This is a genomic window from Sporanaerobium hydrogeniformans (genome assembly GCF_002735925.1).
Classification (GTDB): domain Bacteria; phylum Bacillota; class Clostridia; order Lachnospirales; family Cellulosilyticaceae; genus Sporanaerobium; species Sporanaerobium hydrogeniformans.
This window is the reverse complement of the sequence record NZ_PEDL01000012.1, coordinates 25,664-46,784: the sequence shown is the minus strand read 5'-3', so window position 1 is coordinate 46,784 and position 21,121 is coordinate 25,664. Positions and strand designations below refer to the sequence as shown.

Below are 21,121 nucleotides of genomic sequence, written 5' to 3'. Positions count from 1 at the left end.
ATTACTATAAATTTTTATCCCTTTACAGCACCTGCTACCATTCCAGCTACAATCCTTTTATTAAAAAAGATAAATAAAACTAACATAGGTAATGTAATGATAATAACATCTGCAAATAATAAGTTATAGGAACTTGAATACTGTCCCATAAAGTTATAAAGTGTTAGCTGTACTGTTGCATTTTTCGAACCTGGCAAAAAGTACAAAGGATTTGTAAAGTCATTAAAAATAGTAGCAGCATTTAAGATGACTACTGTGGCTGTTACAGGCTTTAGTAACGGAAAGACAATTTGTGTAAATAAGCTTACTCTCGTACACCCATCAATGTAGCCAGCCTCTTCTAACTCTACAGGTATGGCATTCATAAAACCTCTATAAAGCATAATAGTAAAAGGAATTTGCAGGGCTACTTCTATCAAAATCATCCCCCATAAGGTTTTATAAATCCCTAATCTTTGCATCATCCAAATCGTAGGAAGGATAGCTGGTGGAACCATTAAGCCTGATAAAACAAGTGCATTTAGAAAACCACATAGTTTATCCCTTCTTCTCTGAAGGACATAGCCTGCCATTGAACAAACCATAATCAGGACAACTACCGCCCCAAGGGTTAGCAGAATACTATTCTTAAATGCAGTAAGTACAATACTATTATTGGCCGTAAATACTTCTTTATAATTTACCCATTGTAGGGTTTCTGGCCAGTTCATATTTAGGAGATTTGCTTCTCTTCTTTCTTTTAATGAATTTATAAACATAAATCCAAAAGGAATAATAAAAATAATTAACGCTCCAAGAAGTCCTACTATATCTCCTATAAGATATAACTTCTTTTCGTTTTTCATTATCCATCAACCTCCTTACTTAACAAGAACTTTTGTAATGGGAATGCAAGTACGCCAATCATTATAAACATGATAACATTGCCAGCCGTAGACAAACCATAAAAGCCTGCTCCATATTGTTTATAAACTATAGAAGCTACTACGTCCGTTGCAAAGCCAGGCCCCCCACCTGTCATAGACCAAATAAGGTCAAAGCTCCTCATCCCACCTACGAAAGCTAAAATGATAATGGAATTCATAGCGGGTCTACAAAGTGGAAAAGTAATAGCTTTAAGCTGTTGCCATTTACTTGCCCCATCAATTGCTGCAGCCTCATAATACGTCCTATCTATGGCCTGAATACCTGCTATATAAATAACAGTGGCCACGCCTACCCCTTTCCATACATCTGTTCCAATAACTGAATAAAGTGCCAGTCCTGGATCTCCTAACCAATTAATAGGTCCTATTCCTAAAACGCCTAGTGTAGCGTTAAGTAATCCTTTTGAAGGATGCATGAGCGCAGCAAACGTAATTCCGACTGCAATAGTACTTACAAGGTTCGGAAAAAATATAACAGACCTTAAAATATTCTTTGTTTTAATTTTGCTCGTTAGAAAGTTGGCAATAAAAAAAGCTAGAACTACCTTAAGTAAACAAGTTAAAATAGCATAAATCAATGTATTTTTGATACCAATATTAAGTGAAGCCTCTGTGAGAAACATCTTGAAATTATCTAGTCCTACAAAGGTATAATCCCTAAAATTCCATACGGTTAAACTAAAAAACAAAGAGATTACCATTGGTACTAAAAACATCACTATAAAAATAGTCATGGCTGGGACTAAGAACCAATTTGAATAGATTTTTTTCTTATCCATCGCTTCTCCCCTTTCTCTCTTTAATAGAATTGGCTGCTCTTTAGTTAAGCAGCCAATCTCCTTAATTCTGATTCATCAAACTACTTCCAATTCAATCCTAGTTGGACAGCTTGCTTTAAGCAGTCTGCATCGTATGCATTTGCATAATCTAAAGCTGACTTTTGACCTAAAACAGCTTCTTGACAAATAGCAGGGCAGTTTGGACCTTTTACAGCCGTTTGGAACTCAAGTGCTACTGATGTTTTTCCTGCATCAAAGTAAGCTTGCATATCCTCTTTAACTGCATCATATCCATTTTCTGGAATTTGATAGTTTTTAATACAATAGGGTCCATCTGGTAAAACTGCGCTTGTATAGGCATCAAGTGCTTCTTCTGTCGTATAGAACTCTAAAAACCTTAAAACATCCTCTACTTTATCTGAGTTTTTATTCACATAAAAGGAGGATGGCATCCAAGCAGTAAGTCCGGTATCTGTATCACCAGGTATACCAAATACACCTATATCATTTACTTTATCACCATAAAGCTCATAAATATTTGATAAAGCCTGAGTAAGCATTACCCAGTGACCTGCTTCTGCATTGGCCATAATATCACAGCCATCATCATAGGTTGTTGCTAAGTAATCCGAATTATAATATGGACTTGTTTGCACCAATTTCTCCCAACTCCTAAGTGCTGCTGAATTGGTTGCATACTTCGCCTCTCCTGCTTCAAACTTCTCTGGGAAAGTAGGGTCTCCTGCTAATACATTGTAGTGATCACCGAGATAAAGAACTTGTGCTGTCCAGCTATCTGCAAAGGTTCCAACAATAGCTGTTTTCCCTGCCGCTTTAATCACATCACAATTTGCAATAAATTCATCCCATGTATTAGGTACCTTTAATCCCAGCTCTTCATAAAGAGGTTTAGAATAGAGAATAGCTCCTGCTTGGCTTGAAGAATAAGGCACACCATATGTGGCTCCATCTATACTTACTGTTTTTCTATACGTTTCATCTAAACGGTCAATCCAGTCTTGTGAAGATAAATCTAAAAAGTATTCTGCTGGATTTAATGCGGATAGTAAAGCCCCTGAATTATAAAGACATATATCTGCCATATCGCCTGATGCCAATCTGGTTTTTACAAGAGTATCTCCGTCTGCTCCTCCTGGGCGGGTTTCAATCTCTACACTAATGCCTAATTTTTCTTCTGCTAACTTTGCCACTTCTTGAAATCCTTTTAGGGTAATATCTGTATCTATTAGCATAGTCAATGTTACTTTTTCAGCTTGGCTCGTTTCAGTATCTGCTGGTTGTACCTTATCTCCTGTTTGAGAAGCTTGTGCTGAAGCGCCTTGCTCACTTCCTCCACTATTACCACACCCAGTAAATGTACTTACTACTAATGCTGACCCCATTAATAAGCCTAATAATTTTTTACTTTTCATTGTTACTTCCTCCCTTTATTTTTAATTTATTTCATATACAACACGATAACTACCTGAACCTAGTGTTGCATACGTACACGTTTCCCCTTGATTAAATGTAATACCATCTGTTTCTACTATCTGTTTTGCTTGGTCTAGATATAAAGTTGCTGTTGTATTAGCAGGCACGGTAACCTCTAAACTCACCTTATTATCCTTTACCTCCCAATTAGAAGTAACCTTTCCATATATTGAATCATAGCTAGCCTTCACATAATCCAAATCGCCACCTATATGGGGTGCTATAATCGTGTGTTTATAACCTGGTTTTTCTTCATCTATCTCTAGGCCTGCTACTACACGGTAAAGCCATTCACCAATAGCTCCATACGCGTAATGATTAAAAGAGTTCATGTCCGCACTCCACATACTTCCATCTGGTTTTAAGCCATCCCAGTGTTCCCAAACTGTGGTAGCTCCCATTTTTACTTGATAGAGCCATGAGGGGAAATCATCTTTTAATAACAATTCATAAGCTTCTTTTGTATGACCATTTTTGCTTAGGGCGTGACAGAAATAGGGCGTCCCTACAAAGCCTGTTACAAGGTGTCCATTTTCTTTATTAAGAAGCTTAATTAGTCCCTCTACTGTCTTTTCTTTATAGGCTTCTGGTACTAAATTAAAATGCAGAGCTAAAATATGGGCGGTTTGTGTCTGGGCTGTCATCGTACCATCTGCTTTAAAGAAAAGCTTTTGGAAGCCCTCTACAACTTCTTGATGAAGCTTTGTATAGGTTTTATAATCCTCTTCTTTTCCTAATACCTTGGCTGTTTTAGCTAAGAGCTCTGTAGAATACGCATAGTACGCTGTTCCTGTTAATTCATTAGGTGTTGCACCAAAGTAGCTTCCTTCTTTTGCATCTAATGCCACCCAGTCGCCAAATTGTAGCTTATAATTCCATACTACACCTTCAGCATGTGTACGCATAAACTCTACCCAGCTGCGCATACTATCATATTGCTCTTTTAAAATCTGTTTATCTCCAAAGGTTAAATAAAGTGTCCACGGATTAATGACTGCTGCATCAGCCCATGCCGCGGCTGAATGTGTCCCTTGACTTAATAACCAGTCATGATCACTTTTCCCTGTAAGGATGTCTGGTACTACATGTGGCACACCTCCTTCTGGCGTTTGATCTGCTTTTACATCTCTAAGCCATTTAGAAAAGAAGGTATAAGTATTTACAAGATAGCTAGCCGTTCTGCAAAAGATTTGTGCATCTCCCGTCCAACCTAATCTTTCATTGCGTTGAGGACAATCCGTTGGAATGTCTAAAAAGTTTCCTTTTAATCCCCACAAGATATTATGCTGTAATTGATTCACATCTGGATTGGAGCATTCAAAGCTTCCTGTAGGTGCCATCTTGGAATGGACTACTTGTGCCTCAAAATTGCAAACTTTTATTTCTCCTGGATAAGACGTTATTTTAGCATATTGAAACCCTTGGAAGGTGAAATGCGGCTCATAAACAGCTTCCTCTTCATCCTTGCAATAATAGATGAGGGTTTGTTTTGCTCCTCTTAGGTTATCTAAATATACATTTCCATCTTTATCTAAAACTTCAAAACAAGTAATTTCTACTTTATCTCCTTTTTTGCCTTTCACTTTAAACTGAACCCATCCTGTGAGGTTCTGCCCAAAATCAATAACGGTATCTCCCTGTGGTGTTTTAAAAATACGTTTAGGCTCTATCGTTTCTATAACTTGAACACGTCCTCCACCTTGTGGCTGAAGAACTTTTTTATCAAAATCTATGCTTTCTACAGTTCTCCAAGCTTCATCATTGAAACCTGCTTTATTCCATCCTCTTTGCTCTAATTGTGCATCATAGATTTCTCCATCATAAATCTCTGAAAATACAACAGGTGCATCATAACCTTTCCAGTTCTTATTCGTACTAATTACTTCTGTTGTATCATCTTCATAGGTGAGCTTTATTTGGCAAAGTAATGCTGTCTGTTTACCATAATGATTTCGAAGGCCTACAAACCCCATCTTACCTTTATACCAGCCAGCCCCTAGCATAGCTCCTATGACATTCTCCCCTTCAGTAAGCTCCGTTGTAATGTCATACAGCTGATAGACAAGGTGCTTTTTATAGGAGGTCCAACCCGGTGCCATTTGGTCATTCCCTATCTTTTTACCATTTAAATAAAGATGATAGAGACCAAGTGCTGTAGAAACAACATAAGCACTTTTGATTTTTTTAGGTACCTGAAAAGCTTTTCTTATGTAAGTTCCTTTAGCATTCTCGGCATCTTTTAATGTCTCAGCTGAAATAAACTCTGCTTGCCATTCTTCAGACTGCAAGATGCCTGTGATAAAATATCCAGGTTCACTATAGCCTGTTGTTTCTCCCTTATTATCGGTTACATTCACTCTATAATAATACTTTTGCATGGACTTTAGTTCTAGACCTAATGGGCTGATTTGATGAGATGCTTCACTTTTTACTAAGCCACTATCATAAATTACCTGCTTAAACTGACTATCTATTGCAATTTGTAACTGGTAAGCTTCTTGTAGGACATTACGCCTATCACTTTGCAGTACCCATCCAAACTGGATTTCTTTTCCTATACCATTCGGATTTACTTCATAATTAGTAGTAAGTCTTTTAATCGTTAACATCTCTACTCTCCTCCGTATAAGTTTTTATTAGCTTTCTCCCATTTAGATTACTACTAAAAACTCTTTTATTACATGGATAATCCAGTTATGTATAATGTAAAATTCAGACTAATTATAGAGTATAGGATGTACTTTAGCCATTTTATATATTTATTTAAATCATAAAAAACACAGTGATTAATCTCTCATTAAAATCGAAGCGTTAGCAACTCATTTAATCTAAAGATTTACCACTGTGAAATTCAAACTATTTATACCAACCTTATTTATACTTCTCCCCTATCCGTTACTCTTTTACATAATATGAGACCTATTATAAGTAGAATGGGAAAGATAATAGCTGCTAATAGGCCTGCCTTAAGCTTACCATTCATAGCATTTGAAACCATTCCTACAACTGTTGGACCTGCTGAACAACCAAAATCACCTGCTAAAGCAAAGAAGGCAAACATTGCCGTTCCACCCCGTGGGCATTTCTCACTGGCTAAACTAAAAGTCCCTGGCCAAAGAATTCCTACAGATAAACCACACAATCCACATCCTATAAGACCTAATAGAGGATGAGTGGAAAATACAGCTAGTAAATAGCTAAAAATGCAAAGTATGCCACTTCCCAGCATAAAGTGTTCTAAATCCATTCTTTCACTAAATCGAGAGTAAAATACCCTTGAAATCCCCATTAAAGCTGCAAATAAGCAAGGTCCTGCAAGGTCACCTACTGTTTTTGATACTTGAAGCCCTACTTCCGCAAAGGCTGACGCCCATTGACTCATTGCTTGTTCAGACGCTCCTGCACAAACCATTAAGATAACAAATATCCAAAAAATTTTTCCTGAAAAAAGCTGTTTAATCGAAAAGCTCTCCCCTTCCTCATGAAGGGTATTAATAGGTACTTGTGAAAAATAAATAGCATTAAAAAGTGGGATAATGGCCCATACAAAAGCAAGGATTCGCCAATTCTCTATCCCAAAACCTATAAAGAAAAGTGTAGAAACAATAACAACTAACATATGCCCCCAGCAATAGAAGGAATGAAGTAAGCTCATAGCTGCTGATTTTTTATTTGTAGGGCAAGCTTCCACAATAGGACTAACAAGCACTTCTATAATCCCTCCCCCTATAGCATATAAAACAATTGCACATAAAATCCCTATATAAGGTTCTGCAAAAATCTCCGGAAAAATACCTAAGCCTGCCAGCCCTGCTGCTGCAAAAACATGTGCACCTACTATAGCTGTGCGGTAGCCTATCTTATCTACATAATGGGCAGCTAGCAAATCTACTAATAATTGTATTCCAAAATTAATTGTTACTAACAATGTAATTTTATTAAGTGGGATAGCATAATTGCTTTGAAAGGTCAAAAAAAGTAATGGAATGAAATTATTAATAATCGCTTGTGTGATATAACCTATAAAGCTTGCTACTAATGTATGTGTATAATTTTTCATCTGTTTAAAATCCCTTCCCTTTGCCTTTTTATTCTCATTTATAATTCTTCTTAAATTCTTTCTTTATTAAAAGTGTTTACGATACTCAGTAGGAGTCATCTGTGTATATTTCTCAAAGGCTCGAATATAAGTCAGTGTATTTTTAAATCCTACCGCATTCGCTACTGCATTAATAGATAACTTGGAGTAAGATAGCAGTTCCTTTGACTTGTTTACACGAAATTCACTTATGTATTGATGAAGCGTCACATTTGTATACTCTTTAAAAATTTTACAGAAATAGGACCTTGAAAAATGTACATGTTTACAGATGATATCAATGGTTAATTCTTCCTTATAATTTTTTTGAATGTATTTCAAAATAATATTTACATCTGTTTCATGAACAGGAATGATACTTTTTGCTTCTATAATATCAAAATTGACCTGATAAAGTTGATATAAAATATTATGCACAAGCATACTCTGTGTAACTTGTATATACTCTGTTGAATGTGACTTTAGATTCATGAGCTCGATAAACCAATCCAATACACCATATATGAGTGGGTTAACTGTTATCAAATTGGATTTATTGCGTACTAAATTATAATAAAGCTTCGCATGCGAACCACTGATAATCATATAAAAATACTCCCACTCTGCACTTACCCTATTAAAAATAAGAGGCGCATTGCAAGCTACAATAACGACCGTATCTGGCTGTACATATTCTATTTCTTTATTCCTTGAAAACCTTACTACTCCTGAAATAGAATATAAAATCAGTATATCATTATGATCACCTTGATCAATTAACAACTTCTTTTCATTACAGTAACCATATTCAACAATATAAAAAGGATGACTTCGAGTATGGACAGTTACATTGTTTGTTACTACCTTGCAGTGCTTAGGTAACTCTCTTTTCGGCGTACTCATCTTTGTTTTCTCCATTTATATTTTTTATAAATTTCAAGTCTTATTTTCAAGTTTCTACTACAATTATACACATAATTTTTATATTTCAATATATATTTAATTATTTTTTATATTTTATTATATAATAATATATTCTTAATATTAAATAATTATTTTCGATAACATTTTTTGAGATTTTTTTATCAAATTATCTGAATAGACCTCTTTTACTTGTCCTTATCTCTTTTTTATTTTCGTTATAAAAATTATATTTGAATATAAGATAATAATTTTCGATATTGAATTATGCCCAAAAAAGCTTATACTTACTTTAATATATTGGTCAAAATCACCAACATCTAAGAAAGGAATACTTTATGAGTAACTATATTTTAGAATTAAAAGATGTAGTAAAAACTTTTGGTGGTGTAACAGCCTTAAATAATGTTCAGTTTCAATTAAAGAGAGGCGAAGTGCATGCACTAATGGGTGAAAATGGTGCGGGTAAATCTACCTTTATCAAAGTCATCACAGGTGTACACCAACCTGATAGTGGCATTATGCTATTAGAAGGTGAATCTATTACGCTTCATTCTACTTCTGACTCTGCCAAATTAGGCATTGCTGCTATTTATCAGCATGTTACCGCCTTTCCCGACTTATCTGTTACCGAAAATATCTTTATGGGACAAGAAATCATGACTCCATTCCATACTTATAACTGGACGGCTATGACTAAGAGAGCCAAAGCTTTGATTGCTCCTCTTAGTCAAGACATTGATGTAACAAAACCTATGAATACATTAAGCGTTGCTCAACAACAGCTAGTAGAAATCGCCAAAGCACTTTCTCGGGATGCGCGTATCATTATCATGGATGAGCCTACCGCTTCCTTAACTAAGACAGAATGTGAAGAACTCTACCAGATTGTAGAACGCTTAAGAGATGATGGCGTTTCTATTATCTTTATTACACATAAATTCGAAGATATGTATCGTCTTGCAACGCGTGTTACTGTATTTAGAGATTCTCAATACATAGGAACTTGGGATGTGGATAAAATTTCTAATTCTAAGTTAATTGCAGAAATGGTTGGACGAGAGCTTGATCAAATGTACCCCCATAAAACCTCCAAGATAGGAGATGTGGTACTTGAGGTAAACAAACTTTCTAAAGAAGGTTACTTTAAAGATATCTCTTTTAAGGTAAGAAAAGGAGAGATACTTGCTTTAACAGGTCTTGTCGGTGCCGGACGCACAGAAGTATGCCAAACCTTATTTGGCATTATGACTGCTGATAGCGGTAGCATTCTATTAGAGGGTAATGAACTAACCATTAAAAGTCCAATAGATGCCCTTAAAAATGGAATAGGACTTCTTCCAGAAGATAGACAACTTCAAGGCTTAGTCTGTGAATTACCTATCTATCAGAACGTTTCTGCTCCGGTCCTAAAAAATTTCTTAAAAAAGGGATTACTAGACCAAGAAGCAGAAATCGCTAATGCAATTGAACTTTGTAGCAAGATACAGGTTAAGGCTAAGGATATTGTTGCTCCTCCTTCCTCATTATCTGGCGGAAACCAACAAAAAGTTGTTTTCTCAAAATTGTTAAGCTGTGATTTAAAAGTGCTGATTTTAGATGAGCCAACTAAGGGTATCGATGTAGGAGCTAAATATTCTATTTATGAAATCATGAATGAACTTGCTTCTAATGGCTATGCCATTATCGTTGTTTCTTCTGAAATGCCTGAGGTGCTAGGTACTGCTGACCGTATCGTAGTTATGAAGTCAGGTCGTGTAACAGGTGAATTTGCAATTGCCGATGCTACTCAAGAAAAGATATTAGAAGCTTCTCTTATGAAGCATTCAGATACAGAACAGGGGGCTTAACATATGTCAAAACAAAATAAATCATCTATTTTATATCCATTTACAAGTTATAAGCAGTTTGGACTACTTATCTGTTTAGGTATCCTACTAGCTGCAGCAGCTCTACTTACCCCCTCTATGTTTACTTTAGACTCCATCATCTCCATGCTTCGTAATAATGCAGTTTATGCACTTTTAGCTTCTGGAATGATGCTTGTTATCCTAACAGGAGGGATTGATTTATCCGTTGCTTCTACCCTTGCTCTAACGGGTGTTGTTACCTCTGTACTGATGAATAAAAACCCCTCTATTCCTGCTATCTTCTGGGTCATTCTTGCGGTTGTAGTAGGTAGTCTTTGTGGGTTTATCAATGGCTTTTTAGTAGGAAAGTTAAAAATGATTCCTCTTATTGCTACTTTAGGAACCATGTATGTCTACCGTGGCTTGGCGTTTTTGATGAGTGGAGGAAACTGGCTTTTCCCTCACCAATTTACTGAAGGTTATGTTGCCTTTGCAGATAAAAGAATTTTGGGTGTACATAGTATTATATGGTTTACAGTTATTGTTTTTATTCTAGGAGGAATTTTCTTAGGCTATACCCGCCCTGGCAGAAGAATTTATGCCATCGGAACAAATCAGGACTCTGCTGTTATTTCTGGTATTAAACCTGCCAATATTAAAATGCTCGCTTATTCTATCGCAGGTGCTTTAGCTGGTCTTGCTGGAATGCTTTATACTGCCAACTTCTCTATTTGCTACTACGGCATGGGAGAAGGTTTTGAAATGCAGGCTATTGCTATTTGTATATTAGGAGGGGTAAGCATTACAGGTGGTAAAGGCCGCATAGACGGCGTTGTTATTGGTACCCTTATTATGAGCATTATCTCTTACTTTATTAGCTTGTTGCCAGGGCTTAGTGTATGGCAAGACGCTATCCAAGGTGCAATTATCATTATAGCCGTTGGTATCAATATCTATGTCCTAAAAACGGGTGAAAAAAATATCCTTAAAGAAAGAGGTAAATTAATATGAGTAATCCAAAACTAATTTCAAGAGATTTAACTGTTAAGGATACCTTTAAACTCTCCAAATTTCTTATAAGTTGGGAAATGATCTTGATTTATATATTACTTATTATCAATATTGCCCTAATTATTTCTCAACCCTCATTATATTTTGCTAATGGTACCCTTTCATCTATTATTCAATCGGGTATGGATCTTTCTTTTATGGTACTAGCTATGATTTTTGTATTAATGATAGGTGCTATTGATGTTTCTGTGGCTTCTATTATGATAGTCTGCTCTATGGTCACAGGCCTCATGATGGATGCCAATTTTCCCTCCTTTCTTTGTGTAATTTGTGGGATTTTAGCAGGTGGTATTTGTGGGATTTTTAATGGTTTACTTATTGCAAAGCTTAAAATGCCTGCTGTTATCGTCACTATTTCTACCTCTATGCTCTTTAGGGGAATTGTAAAAATTATTTTAGATGTAAATGTTTTAAAAAACTTTCCCAAATTCTATTCAACTGTAGCATGGGAAAACTTATTGGGCATCCCTATTTCACTGATTTTCTTTCTTATTGCAGCAACAATATTTGGGATTATTCTTCACCATTCTAAATTCGGCCGTGAACTCTACATGATAGGAAACAATCCAACAACCACTCTCTACTCTGGAATAAATGTTGATGGTATACAAATTCTTGTATTTACTATTATGGGGCTAATGGCTGGTATATCTTCCATTTTCTTTGTAGGCCGTATGGGCGGAGGTGTAAGTTCCACAATGGGAACAGGCTATGAACTTAACGTCATTGCCATTTGTGTACTTGGAGGCATCTCTACAAATGGTGGTAAAGGAAGAGTTTATGGCCCAGTAATTGCTACTTTGATTATGGCTTTTCTCATTTATACATTAGGACTTATGGGCGTAGATGCTAACTCAAGAAAGATTCTTATTGGGCTTATACTCATTCTAGCTATATTAATCCCTCATATTAATAAGGAATCCATAAAACAATTCAAGCAAAACTTATCAGGTAAAAGTAAAAAAGCTTCCGTAACAAAATAGGTATATTAAGTAGCACGTACTACTTTATATAAAAAATCCAAATTTTTAGGAGGAATCAAAATGAAATCTTGGAAAAAATTCTTAGTATTAGGAACTTCTGTCGCTTTAGCAATAGGCACTCTAGCTGGCTGTGGTTCAAAAGCTTCTTCATCCGGAACAGCATCTTCAAATAACCTTGCTGGTAAACATGTATTTATGTTCAAAAGTACAGGAAACACTTTTGGAGATTTAATGTATGAAGGATTCCAGGAAGTAATTACTGCGGCTGGTAAAGAAGCTGTATACAAAAGTCCTGCCGAAACGACTGTTGCAGCCCAGGTTCAATTAATTGATGAAATGATTACACAAAAAGTTGCTTCTCTTACTATTTCTACTAATGGAGACACTGGGTATAATGATGTATTAGCTAAAGCTGAAAAAGCTGGTATTAAAGTGGTATCTGTAGACTCCAAACTCAATCCTGAGCTTCGTACCACACATATTGACCCTACTAGCCAAGAAGGAATTGGTAGTTCTTTGATACAATGTGCTACTTTAATTGCTCTCGGTCAAGAATACCCCTCTGATGGCAATATAGCAAAGGCTGCTGAAACTGCTTTAGCAACTTATTCTGGTAAAGAAATTAAATTCGGTGTACTTTCTGCTTCTATTGATACCCCTGTACAAAATGGTTGGATTGCTATGATGGAAAAAGAATTACAGCTCCCTATGTATCAAGGTAAGGTAAGCCCATCTTTAGATAAAAAATATGGAAATGATGACCTTACTGAAAGTACTACACAAGCTCAAGCATTTGTGGCAGAAGGCAAAGTAGATGTTATTATTTCTCCTACAACAGTAGGTATGGCGGCTGCTGGTCAAACATTAAAATCTTCTAATAGTTCTATCAAATTAACAGGCTTAGGTCTGCCAAGTGAAATGCAAACATTTATGCCCAAAGAAGCATCTGATAATTCCTTCGACTTTGTATGCCCTTACATGATGCTTTGGGATGTTATCGATTTAGGTCGTGTTTCTGCTGGTGCTGTCTTAGGCGCTCTTGATGGTTCCTTTGACGGAAAAGTAGGAAGCAAATTTTCTTTAAAAGCATTTGGTGAATATCCTGAAAGAACTTTCGAAGCTATACAACATCCAGCTGACGATGGCTCATTAGTTTATGAAGGTATGCCTTATGTATTCCACAAAGGCAATATGAAAACTTGGATTAGCAAATTATAATTTTTGTACTATAAATTGAACCCCCTTCTTAAACCAGTTCTTGTTTCTTACATAGGAACTGTTTTAAAAGGGGGATTTCTAAGTGGCGAAGTGGGCTAGGCGCTATCTGCCCTGAATATTATATATAAGTCTACTTTTTATAGTTTTATAGCGTTTGCTCAAAGTCAAAAACGCCATCAGGATCATATTTGTTTTTTAGTTGACTTAATTTTAAATAGGCTTCTGCCCAATAAGCCTTTTGATAATTTTGTATTTCACTAGCCGGAAAGTTTACAAATGATCCACAGGTTTGTTGTTCTATTCTTTTAAAGCGTTCCTTAAACCAAAATTGATTTGCTATACTATAACTATTATCTTCCCACACCGTTTGAAAACCAAGTATATAGCGACTATCCCTATAGCTAAAAGCTACCTCTTCTTTTTTAGGTTTTAACATCTCTCCTCCCATTCCATAACAGGATAAGGCCGTATAAACTGCTCCTTCTGCCAATTCCTCTATACATTCTAAGAGGTTCTGTATCTGCTTGCTATTGAACTTCTCTTTTACAAAACGCCCTGAAGATTTATAGTGCTCAAAGTCGGGGTGTGCATCTTGAATCCAGCGATTTACTTCTAATACAGACATAGACTGTACTAGGACTTGAAGCTTGTAGCCTAACTTAATAAAAGGTTCTATGATCTTGTGTGCCTTCTCAGTATTGTCATAACAAATCCCTATCAAAAGCATACCTAAGCCCTTAGTTTTGGAATGATAAAAACTTAACTTGAAGTTTGCTTCATGACACATACTCTCTATTTGATTTTGCCAGAGCTGAAACATCTTTATCTGATCTAATCTCGTTACATGGCTATACTCTATTCTTATAAGTGTTGCTTCTTGTTTTTGAGGTGATAAGGCAAAGGTCATACTCGTTATAACGCCAAACTGTCCACCACCACTGCCTTTAAGTGCCCAAAGCAACTCCCTATTCTCTTTCTCATTAGCAATGATTAGCTTTCCTTCATAGTTAATTAATCTTGCTTCTACTATACAATCACAAGCTAATCCATACATCCTGCCTGAGTAACTCCACCCCCCACCCAGGGCAAAGCCTACTACCCCTACTGTAGGACAACCTCCTCCCGGAAAAGGATAACCTCTTGCTCCTAAAAACTCGTAAAGCTCTCGATTTCTAACTCCCCCTTCAATCGTAATTTTTTTTGCTGATTCATCTAGTAGGATGCCTTGCATCTTGCTTACATCTATCACTAAAACATCATTACCTGTAGAGTAGCCCTCATAATGATGACCTCCACTTCTTATACGAATAGGTACTTGATGCTTTCTTGCCCAAAGTATGCTGTTTTTAACATCCTCCTCATTATTGCAATAAACAATTGCTAAGGGATAGCTCTGAATGGCTCTATTCCACATTGTCCTAGCTGTTTCATAATAAGGATTTTCTCGGGTAATTACTTTTCCACTTAACCCTTCTTTATCTAACGTTAATTTCATCATTTATTACCCTCTTTTATTCATTTACTTTAATTTGTGTCCAAATACTATCGTATAGCTGTCTTACATCAAGTGGGAGTGGGACATATAATTCACTTAACTCCATCATTTCTTTTGTCATATACGCATTAGGATTATTTCTCACATGCTCTGGTTGTTCTAATCTCGCTTCTTTGTTGGGTGTTGTATAGCCGATTTCATCAGCTATTCTTAGTGCACTTTCTTTGCTGCTTACAAAGTTAATAAACTTTTCAGCCCCTTCAACATTTACTGCATTTTTAGGGATACATAAACTATCTATCCAAAAGTTCACCCCTTCCTTGGGCAAAATATAAACAAGATTAGGGTATTCTTCTTGAAGGTTAAGCCCTTCACCAGACCAAATCATATTAATAGAAGTTTCTCCTGTTGCTATCATTGTTGTACCATTATCCACACCATATTTGGGGTCAACTCGTTTTCTTTGCTCTAATAGAAGCTTTTTAGCTTCTTCAAGCTCTTCTGGGTTGTCCGAGTTAAGAGAATAATTTAGCTTCTTTAAAGCTACTCCTATCGTATCCCTATAGGTATCAAACATAAACACCTTATCCCTATACTGTTCATCCCATAATATATCCCAACTATCTACCTCCTGTGTCACCACATTTTTATCGTAGATTATTCCTATCGTTCCAAACATATAGGGTATAGAATATTGATTACCTGGGTCTATACTTAAGTCCAAATACTCCTCATCTATTTGCGTAATATTAGGTATATGCTCCTTGTTAAGCTCTTGAAGTAAACCTTCCTTAATCATTGTTGGCATAAGTGCATCTGAAACTAAAATAACATCATATTTAAGGTCACTCCCAGCAATTTTTAGATACATAGTATCCATATCATCAAAGGTATCCATCTTGACCTGTATACCATACTCCTCTTCAAATTGCTTTAAGGTCTCATCATCTATATTCGCTCCATAATTAAAAAAGGTAATGGATTCTGAACGTCCTTTACTACACCCCGTCATTAACATCCCTGCTACAAGTACAACCCCTACTAAACTTACTACTTTTTTAAACTTATTCATTTTACTTGTCCTTTCATTGTGCTGATTCTATTTGTCCTATGTATAATATAGCATATGTTGTATTAAGATAATAATGCTTATCTATCCTATAAAGAGAAAGAGGTATCCCTATACAAGTCTTTGAAAGCTTGCACAGGGATACCTCTTTTTAAATACTTTTCATACTTATTTTCTGTTCTTTATCTTATCTTCCATCTGTTCCATGCCCTGCAATGCTTTACCTAGCATATTTTGAGCACCCTTTTTAATATCCTTTACACCTTGAACAGCTTTTTTACCTACATACTCACTACCAGCAATAGCCTTATGTCCAAGCTCCTCCATACCATCTAAGGCTTTATAACCTAGCTCTTCTGCATCATCCATTACTTTGTGAGTAAAGCCTTCTATCTTGTTTTGCATTTCTTCAAATTTTTGTTTTTTATCATCCATTATAATCACCTCTTAGAGGTATTATTTGCGCATTTAGTAATACTATGCATGCATTTAAATAGCTTATCTTAATTACACCCAACTCCTATTAGCTTTCTGCTAAAGCTTTATCAATTTCCTCTTTATCAAAACCAATAATCACATGTTCATTAATCGTTGTAACAGGTACAGATCTTTGACCTGAAACTTGCAGAACAATGTCTCTATCTTCCTTTGCATCTGCTACAGTAACTACTTCATAAGGTACATTTTTACTATCCAAATATTTTTTTACTTTATTACAAGGTCCACACCACTCTACTGAATATACTTTTATCATTTCACTCTCTCCTTTTATTTTGTAATATATTTTTCTGCCTGAAGGGCAGCTATCGTGCCATCTGCTACAGCTGTTGTAATCTGTCTAAATTCCTTTTCTCTTACATCACCAGCTGCATAAACTCCTTTAATATTCGTCTCCATTTTCTCATTGGTTGGAATATATTTAGAAGGTGTCAAGTGAATACTCTCTTTAAATAAGTCTGTTTTAGGCTCAGTGCCAATATAGCCAAAAACTGCTTTAAGCGCTATTTCCTTTACTTCATGAGTCTGTGTATTTTTGATCCTTGCACTGTCTACAAATTTCTCACCTTGGACATCTACAAGATCCCAATTATACATAATCTCTATATTAGGAGTGTTTTCTACTGCTTCTAATGCTTTAGCTTCTCCTTTAAAGTAGTTGTGTCTTCTGATAATAATTACCTTTTTGGCTAGCTTTGACAAAAAAACAGCTTCTTCTAAGGCAGCATTCCCACCACCTACAACAGCTATGACTTCATCTTTATAGCTGGCACCATCACATACTCCACAGTAGTGAACTCCCTTACCTAAATATTTTTGCTCACTTGGAATAGGAAGCTTCTTAGGATTCGCACCTGTGGCAATAATAACAGCTTGAGGTTTATAAAGGCAATCACCGGTCTCAATAAGTTTCTCATGGTCTTTTAAAGAAACCTTTTCTATAAAATCAAATTCATCAATTTGGGCACCTGCCTTGACTGCTTGCTCTTCCATTTTATCTGCTAGTTCATTTCCTTTAATCTCTTCAAAGCCTGGATAATTTTCTATTGTATAACTAAGTCTTACTTGACCACCTATAATGTTATTCTCTAAGACGAGGGTCTGAAGTCCTGCTCTGGCTGCATAGATAGCAGCAGTCAAACCTGCAGGTCCTGCGCCGATAATCATAAGATCGATCTCTTTAATGGGCTTCATAGTCTCCTCCTTATAAATTTCGACTTTACTAACCTAAATATTCCGCATACTGAGGAGTGCCTAGTGCAAAACCTCCTGCCACTTCATGAATCATGCCTGTTACAAAGCTTGAATCCTCTGATGCATAATAAAGTACAGCTTTAGCTATATCCTCTGGTTTACCTACCCTATTGAGTGGGACATGGCGTAAAAAAGATTCCCTAAAGGCATCACTCATATTTTCTAGTGCTGCCTTTGTACCTATTAAACCAGGCAACACAGCATTGCAGCGTATATTTTGCCTTGCATATTGTAAAGCAATATTCTGTGTAAGAGAATTAATCGCTGCTTTTGATACACAGTAGGCTGTTCTTGATATATCGGGTACCACGGAACCTATGGTTGAAATATTAACGATACTTCCTCCACCACTTTTTTCCATATAAGGAATGGCAGCTTTTGAAGGCAAGTAAACACTTTGCACATTATCTTTAAGTATTTTAAAGAACTCCTCTGTATCACCTTGTGTAAGGTTTTTATCCTTTTTAACATCTGTTGCACCATAATTATTAACTAATATGTCTAGCCTTCCTTCTGCTTCAGCTACTTGGTCTACCATAGAAGTATATGTGCCTTCTTCTCTGGCATTAAAATAAACAAACTTAGCAATCCCACCTTCTTCTTTAATTGTTTCTATTGCTTCACGTGCTAGCTCCTCTGAGCGAGCTGCAAGATAAACGATTGCTCCTTCTTTGGCTAAAATCGTAGCCGATGCAAGCCCTATTCCTTTTGTAGATGCCGTAACAATGGCTACTTTACCTGCTAATTTATTCATCTGAGTCACCTCTTTTAATGTCTATAAAATTTTAGTCCTTTATAGCGTTTACTCGTCCTACTTTTATTATTCTTATCGACTTTCAACTTGCTTTTAAATTATATTTTGTACTTTGTATATTTTTATCTTAATCTAAAATGGCCTATTACTCAATTAGGCACTTTTTTGTAACTATCCCTTAGCTTCTTCTTTCGATACCTGTTTTATGCAACAACTTCTATCTAGGCTTCACATACTTTATTTATAAACCTTGCCTTAATTTTTTATAATAAAAAAAGAGGTTTCCCTCTTTTAGTCGTAAACTTTTAATTTCATAACTATCTTAGTATATTCCTCTCTTTGACCAACATGTACACAAGCTTTATGTGCATCTTCTGGCCATAAAATATAACACATTCCTTCTTTTATCTTGATTTGCGTCCCTATTCCTTCGTACAGTGAAATATCTTTGTCCTCATCATAAGCTTTTTTACATACTAGTTTACTTCTTTCATTCCATTCCAGTAATTCTTTTCCTTGTACTAAATACTGTATATCTATGTATTTTTCATGTGCCTCAAACATTACTTCTTCAATGGGTTTAGTAATCCCCCTTTGAATCATATAAAACCCATGTTCAAGTTCATATCTACCTACCTGATAACTTTTAAGTGAGTCAAAAAGTGTAATTACTTCTTCTAAAGCAGGTATGAGCTGCCTATAGCGATAAAGATGTTCGATCTGTGTTAAAACCATCTTCTCCTCCTACTAAGCTTTTGCTTTTTTAAATAATTTTTTTATAAAAGGTGCATAGAGCGGTGCTAAAAGTGATAATAGGGAGATAAACAAAAATATGGCACAAATAGGTCGTGTTATAAATATAGCTAAACTTCCATCACTCATAATTAATGAACCTCTAAAGTTGGCTTCTGCCATAGCTCCTAATATAATACCAATAACAATAGCCGACATAGAGAACTGCATCTTATTAAGAAAATACCCTAAAAATCCAAAAAACACCATTACAAACACATCATTAATTGAATTATTATAGGAATACGCCCCTACAAAAGTAAGCGTAAATACAATAGGTAATAATATTTCCTTAGGGATATTAATAACCTTTGTGAATATACGGATAAGTGAAAAACCAAAAAAACCCATTACTATATTGGCTAGTAATAAACCTATAAAAATAGCATATACAGAAGAAGCATGTTGTGTAAAAAGTAGTGGACCTGGTTGTAAGCCTTGTACCATAAGTGCCCCTAACATAATAGCTGTAGCACCATCCCCTGGAATCCCTAAAGTTAACATAGGAATCATTGCCCCTCCAGATACAGCATTGTTTCCTGCTTCCGGTGCTATGATCCCTTCTGGTTCACCATTTCCAAAGTTATCTTTATATTTTGACCATCTCTTTGCTTGATCATAGGAAATAAAAGAGGCAATATCTCCACCTGTGCCTGGTACACACCCTATAAAAGTCCCAATAAACGAAGACCTAATAAGAGTTACAAACACCCTTTTAATATCTGAAGGGCTAGGAAATACCTTATTAATAGTTACATCATACTTTTCATAGGGCTTTTTATAGCACTCCTCCATAGTGGCTAAAACTTGAGAAAAGGCAAATAAGCCAATAAGTACTGGTACAAAAGAGAGTCCCCCCATTAAGTAAGTTGTGCCAAAAGTAAATCTTACCTTACCACTCATAGCATCAATACCTATGGTGGAAATAAATAAACCTATTACACCCCCTATTATTCCTTTTAAGATAGAACCTGAAGAAACGCTAGTAATGATACTAATTCCAAAGATAGCTAAAGCAAAATACTCTGGTTTCGAAAATTGCAACGCTACCTTTGCCAGCTGTGGCGCAAGTAATATAAGACAAATGGTACTAAAGATACCTCCAAACATACTACCAAATGTAGAGAGCCCAAGTGCACGTCCAGGCTGTTTATATTTAACTGCCATAGGATAACCATCCAAGGTAGTTGCTGCCGATGCTGGTGTCCCTGGTGTCTTTAATAAAATGGCTGAAATAGAGCCTCCGTAAATGGCTCCGCAATAAATACCTAAAAGCATTAATATTCCACCAATTCCTTGAAATGCAAAGGTAAGGGGAAATAATAGTGCAATACCCATATTAACAGATAAACCCGGCATTGCACCAATGAGTATTCCAATAAAGGTTCCAAATATAAGACCGATTATATTTATAGGCACAAAAATCTGCCCTAGTGCAGCTAATATCTCACTCATTGCCTAACCTCCTAGTTCATAAATATTGGCATTGGTAATTTTGTCTTTAAGAGTATACCAAATACGATATAGATAAAAATAACTGTTACAAGTGGCATAATAATTAATTTCTTTTTATCTCTTACTTCCATTAAGTACATAGTACTTGGAATAAAAAGCAATGTAGATAGGTAAAATCCTGCTGTTTTTAATAAGATACAATAAATAACAATTATCCCCATCATGCTATAAACCCGCTTATTTGCTGGTGAATTTAAAACAACCGGTACTTCTTCTAACCCTTTTCCTTTGATTAAACTTGTTCCAAAAAGTGCTACCGCTAAAACAACTAATATCCCGCCCAATACACCCGGCCAAAAGCCTGCACCTGGTCCACTTGCATTAAACGCAAATCCTAACTGACTTGATAAAAATATAAGTATCGCTCCTAAGATAGCTGTAATAAGTGAAATGATATAGTTCCACTTGCGCATATTATCCATAA

The 21,121-nt window shown here is 35.9% G+C and carries 19 protein-coding genes; 4 read left to right on the top strand and 15 right to left on the bottom strand.

Annotated features, from left to right (window positions below):
* Positions 1-14: 14 nt before the first annotated feature.
* The 6 genes from CS063_RS11350 to CS063_RS11325 form a co-directional block, all read right to left on the bottom strand.
* Positions 15-845, bottom strand: coding sequence for a carbohydrate ABC transporter permease (locus CS063_RS11350; protein WP_099449814.1), 831 nt, complete (start codon positions 843-845; stop codon positions 15-17).
* On the bottom strand, positions 845-1,705 hold the full coding sequence (locus CS063_RS11345) for a carbohydrate ABC transporter permease (protein ID WP_099449813.1): 861 nt from the start codon (positions 1,703-1,705) through the stop codon (positions 845-847). The genes CS063_RS11350 and CS063_RS11345 overlap by 1 nt, the downstream gene beginning before the upstream one ends.
* Positions 1,706-1,785: 80 nt before the next feature.
* Positions 1,786-3,138, bottom strand: a complete 1,353-nt coding sequence (locus CS063_RS11340) for an ABC transporter substrate-binding protein (protein WP_099449812.1) — start codon at positions 3,136-3,138, stop codon at positions 1,786-1,788.
* A gap of 21 nt (positions 3,139-3,159) precedes the next feature.
* Complete coding sequence (locus CS063_RS11335; RefSeq protein WP_099449811.1) at positions 3,160-5,808, bottom strand: glycoside hydrolase family 78 protein; 2,649 nt, start codon at positions 5,806-5,808, stop codon at positions 3,160-3,162.
* A 266-nt stretch (positions 5,809-6,074) separates the two neighbouring features.
* Positions 6,075-7,259, bottom strand: coding sequence for an MFS transporter (locus CS063_RS11330; RefSeq protein WP_099449810.1), 1,185 nt, complete (start codon positions 7,257-7,259; stop codon positions 6,075-6,077).
* A 66-nt stretch (positions 7,260-7,325) separates the two neighbouring features.
* Positions 7,326-8,180 carry a helix-turn-helix domain-containing protein gene (locus CS063_RS11325; protein ID WP_180270767.1) on the bottom strand — a complete coding sequence of 285 codons (855 nt, stop codon included), beginning with the start codon at positions 8,178-8,180 and terminating at the stop codon, positions 7,326-7,328.
* Positions 8,181-8,536: 356 nt separating this feature from the next.
* On the opposite strand from CS063_RS11325, the gene CS063_RS11320 reads away from it, so the two are divergent.
* Genes CS063_RS11320 through CS063_RS11305 form a run of 4 tightly spaced genes read left to right on the top strand, consistent with a single transcriptional unit; the run spans position 8,537 to position 13,320 of the window.
* On the top strand, positions 8,537-10,048 hold the full coding sequence (locus CS063_RS11320) for a sugar ABC transporter ATP-binding protein (RefSeq protein WP_099449808.1): 1,512 nt from the start codon (positions 8,537-8,539) through the stop codon (positions 10,046-10,048).
* Between the two features lie 3 nt (positions 10,049-10,051).
* A complete protein-coding gene (locus CS063_RS11315; RefSeq protein ID WP_099449807.1) occupies positions 10,052-11,059 on the top strand; it encodes an ABC transporter permease in 1,008 nt (335 codons plus the stop codon).
* On the top strand, positions 11,056-12,102 hold the full coding sequence (locus CS063_RS11310) for an ABC transporter permease (protein WP_099449806.1): 1,047 nt from the start codon (positions 11,056-11,058) through the stop codon (positions 12,100-12,102). The genes CS063_RS11315 and CS063_RS11310 overlap by 4 nt, the downstream gene beginning before the upstream one ends.
* 60 nt (positions 12,103-12,162) lie before the next feature.
* The gene (locus tag CS063_RS11305) at positions 12,163-13,320 is read left to right on the top strand and encodes a substrate-binding domain-containing protein (RefSeq protein WP_099449805.1); all 1,158 of its coding nucleotides are present in this window, start codon (positions 12,163-12,165) and stop codon (positions 13,318-13,320) included.
* Positions 13,321-13,465: 145 nt separating this feature from the next.
* Here the strand turns inward: CS063_RS11305 and CS063_RS11300 are convergent, their stop codons facing one another.
* From CS063_RS11300 to CS063_RS11260, 9 genes are all read right to left on the bottom strand, one after another.
* Positions 13,466-14,818, bottom strand: coding sequence for an FAD-dependent oxidoreductase (locus tag CS063_RS11300; RefSeq protein WP_308415497.1), 1,353 nt, complete (start codon positions 14,816-14,818; stop codon positions 13,466-13,468).
* A 13-nt stretch (positions 14,819-14,831) separates the two neighbouring features.
* Positions 14,832-15,887, bottom strand: coding sequence for an ABC transporter substrate-binding protein (locus tag CS063_RS11295; RefSeq protein ID WP_099449804.1), 1,056 nt, complete (start codon positions 15,885-15,887; stop codon positions 14,832-14,834).
* 165 nt (positions 15,888-16,052) lie between these two features.
* Positions 16,053-16,319, bottom strand: coding sequence for a hypothetical protein (locus CS063_RS11290; protein ID WP_099449803.1), 267 nt, complete (start codon positions 16,317-16,319; stop codon positions 16,053-16,055).
* Positions 16,320-16,407: 88 nt separating this feature from the next.
* Positions 16,408-16,638, bottom strand: coding sequence for a glutaredoxin domain-containing protein (locus CS063_RS11285; RefSeq protein ID WP_099449802.1), 231 nt, complete (start codon positions 16,636-16,638; stop codon positions 16,408-16,410).
* Positions 16,639-16,652: 14 nt separating this feature from the next.
* Positions 16,653-17,576 (bottom strand): thioredoxin-disulfide reductase, encoded by a 924-nt coding sequence (gene trxB, locus CS063_RS11280; RefSeq protein WP_099449801.1) that lies wholly within the window; start codon positions 17,574-17,576, stop codon positions 16,653-16,655.
* Positions 17,577-17,604: 28 nt separating this feature from the next.
* Positions 17,605-18,390: a 7alpha-hydroxysteroid dehydrogenase gene (gene hdhA, locus CS063_RS11275; protein WP_099449800.1), complete on the bottom strand. Its 786-nt coding sequence runs from the start codon at positions 18,388-18,390 to the stop codon at positions 17,605-17,607.
* Positions 18,391-18,681: 291 nt separating this feature from the next.
* Entirely contained in the window at positions 18,682-19,125 is a 444-nt protein-coding gene (locus tag CS063_RS11270) for a YhcH/YjgK/YiaL family protein (protein ID WP_099449799.1), read from the bottom strand.
* Positions 19,126-19,137: 12 nt separating this feature from the next.
* The gene (locus tag CS063_RS11265; RefSeq protein ID WP_099449798.1) at positions 19,138-20,637 is read right to left on the bottom strand and encodes a tripartite tricarboxylate transporter permease; all 1,500 of its coding nucleotides are present in this window, start codon (positions 20,635-20,637) and stop codon (positions 19,138-19,140) included.
* An 11-nt stretch (positions 20,638-20,648) separates the two neighbouring features.
* On the bottom strand, positions 20,649-21,119 hold the full coding sequence (locus tag CS063_RS11260; protein WP_099449797.1) for a tripartite tricarboxylate transporter TctB family protein: 471 nt from the start codon (positions 21,117-21,119) through the stop codon (positions 20,649-20,651).
* Positions 21,120-21,121 lie beyond the last annotated feature (2 nt).

Bases quoted from the DNA above. Each gene is read 5' to 3' on its own strand.
- CS063_RS11300 (WP_308415497.1), bottom strand. From the start codon at position 14,818: ATGATGAAATTAACGTTAGATAAAGAAGGGTTAAGTGGAAAAGTAATT.
- trxB (WP_099449801.1), bottom strand. From the start codon at position 17,576: ATGAAGCCCATTAAAGAGATCGATCTTATGATTATCGGCGCAGGACCT.
- CS063_RS11295 (WP_099449804.1), bottom strand. From the start codon at position 15,887: ATGAATAAGTTTAAAAAAGTAGTAAGTTTAGTAGGGGTTGTACTTGTA.
- CS063_RS11260 (WP_099449797.1), bottom strand. From the start codon at position 21,119: ATGGATAATATGCGCAAGTGGAACTATATCATTTCACTTATTACAGCT.
- hdhA (WP_099449800.1), bottom strand. From the start codon at position 18,390: ATGAATAAATTAGCAGGTAAAGTAGCCATTGTTACGGCATCTACAAAA.
- CS063_RS11335 (WP_099449811.1), bottom strand. From the start codon at position 5,808: ATGTTAACGATTAAAAGACTTACTACTAATTATGAAGTAAATCCGAAT.
- CS063_RS11270 (WP_099449799.1), bottom strand. From the start codon at position 19,125: ATGGTTTTAACACAGATCGAACATCTTTATCGCTATAGGCAGCTCATA.
- CS063_RS11345 (WP_099449813.1), bottom strand. From the start codon at position 1,705: ATGGATAAGAAAAAAATCTATTCAAATTGGTTCTTAGTCCCAGCCATG.
- CS063_RS11305 (WP_099449805.1), top strand. From the start codon at position 12,163: ATGAAATCTTGGAAAAAATTCTTAGTATTAGGAACTTCTGTCGCTTTA.
- CS063_RS11265 (WP_099449798.1), bottom strand. From the start codon at position 20,637: ATGAGTGAGATATTAGCTGCACTAGGGCAGATTTTTGTGCCTATAAAT.
- CS063_RS11290 (WP_099449803.1), bottom strand. From the start codon at position 16,319: ATGGATGATAAAAAACAAAAATTTGAAGAAATGCAAAACAAGATAGAA.
- CS063_RS11350 (WP_099449814.1), bottom strand. From the start codon at position 845: ATGAAAAACGAAAAGAAGTTATATCTTATAGGAGATATAGTAGGACTT.
- CS063_RS11310 (WP_099449806.1), top strand. From the start codon at position 11,056: ATGAGTAATCCAAAACTAATTTCAAGAGATTTAACTGTTAAGGATACC.
- CS063_RS11325 (WP_180270767.1), bottom strand. From the start codon at position 8,180: ATGAGTACGCCGAAAAGAGAGTTACCTAAGCACTGCAAGGTAGTAACA.
- CS063_RS11330 (WP_099449810.1), bottom strand. From the start codon at position 7,259: ATGAAAAATTATACACATACATTAGTAGCAAGCTTTATAGGTTATATC.
- CS063_RS11315 (WP_099449807.1), top strand. From the start codon at position 10,052: ATGTCAAAACAAAATAAATCATCTATTTTATATCCATTTACAAGTTAT.
- CS063_RS11340 (WP_099449812.1), bottom strand. From the start codon at position 3,138: ATGAAAAGTAAAAAATTATTAGGCTTATTAATGGGGTCAGCATTAGTA.
- CS063_RS11285 (WP_099449802.1), bottom strand. From the start codon at position 16,638: ATGATAAAAGTATATTCAGTAGAGTGGTGTGGACCTTGTAATAAAGTA.
- CS063_RS11320 (WP_099449808.1), top strand. From the start codon at position 8,537: ATGAGTAACTATATTTTAGAATTAAAAGATGTAGTAAAAACTTTTGGT.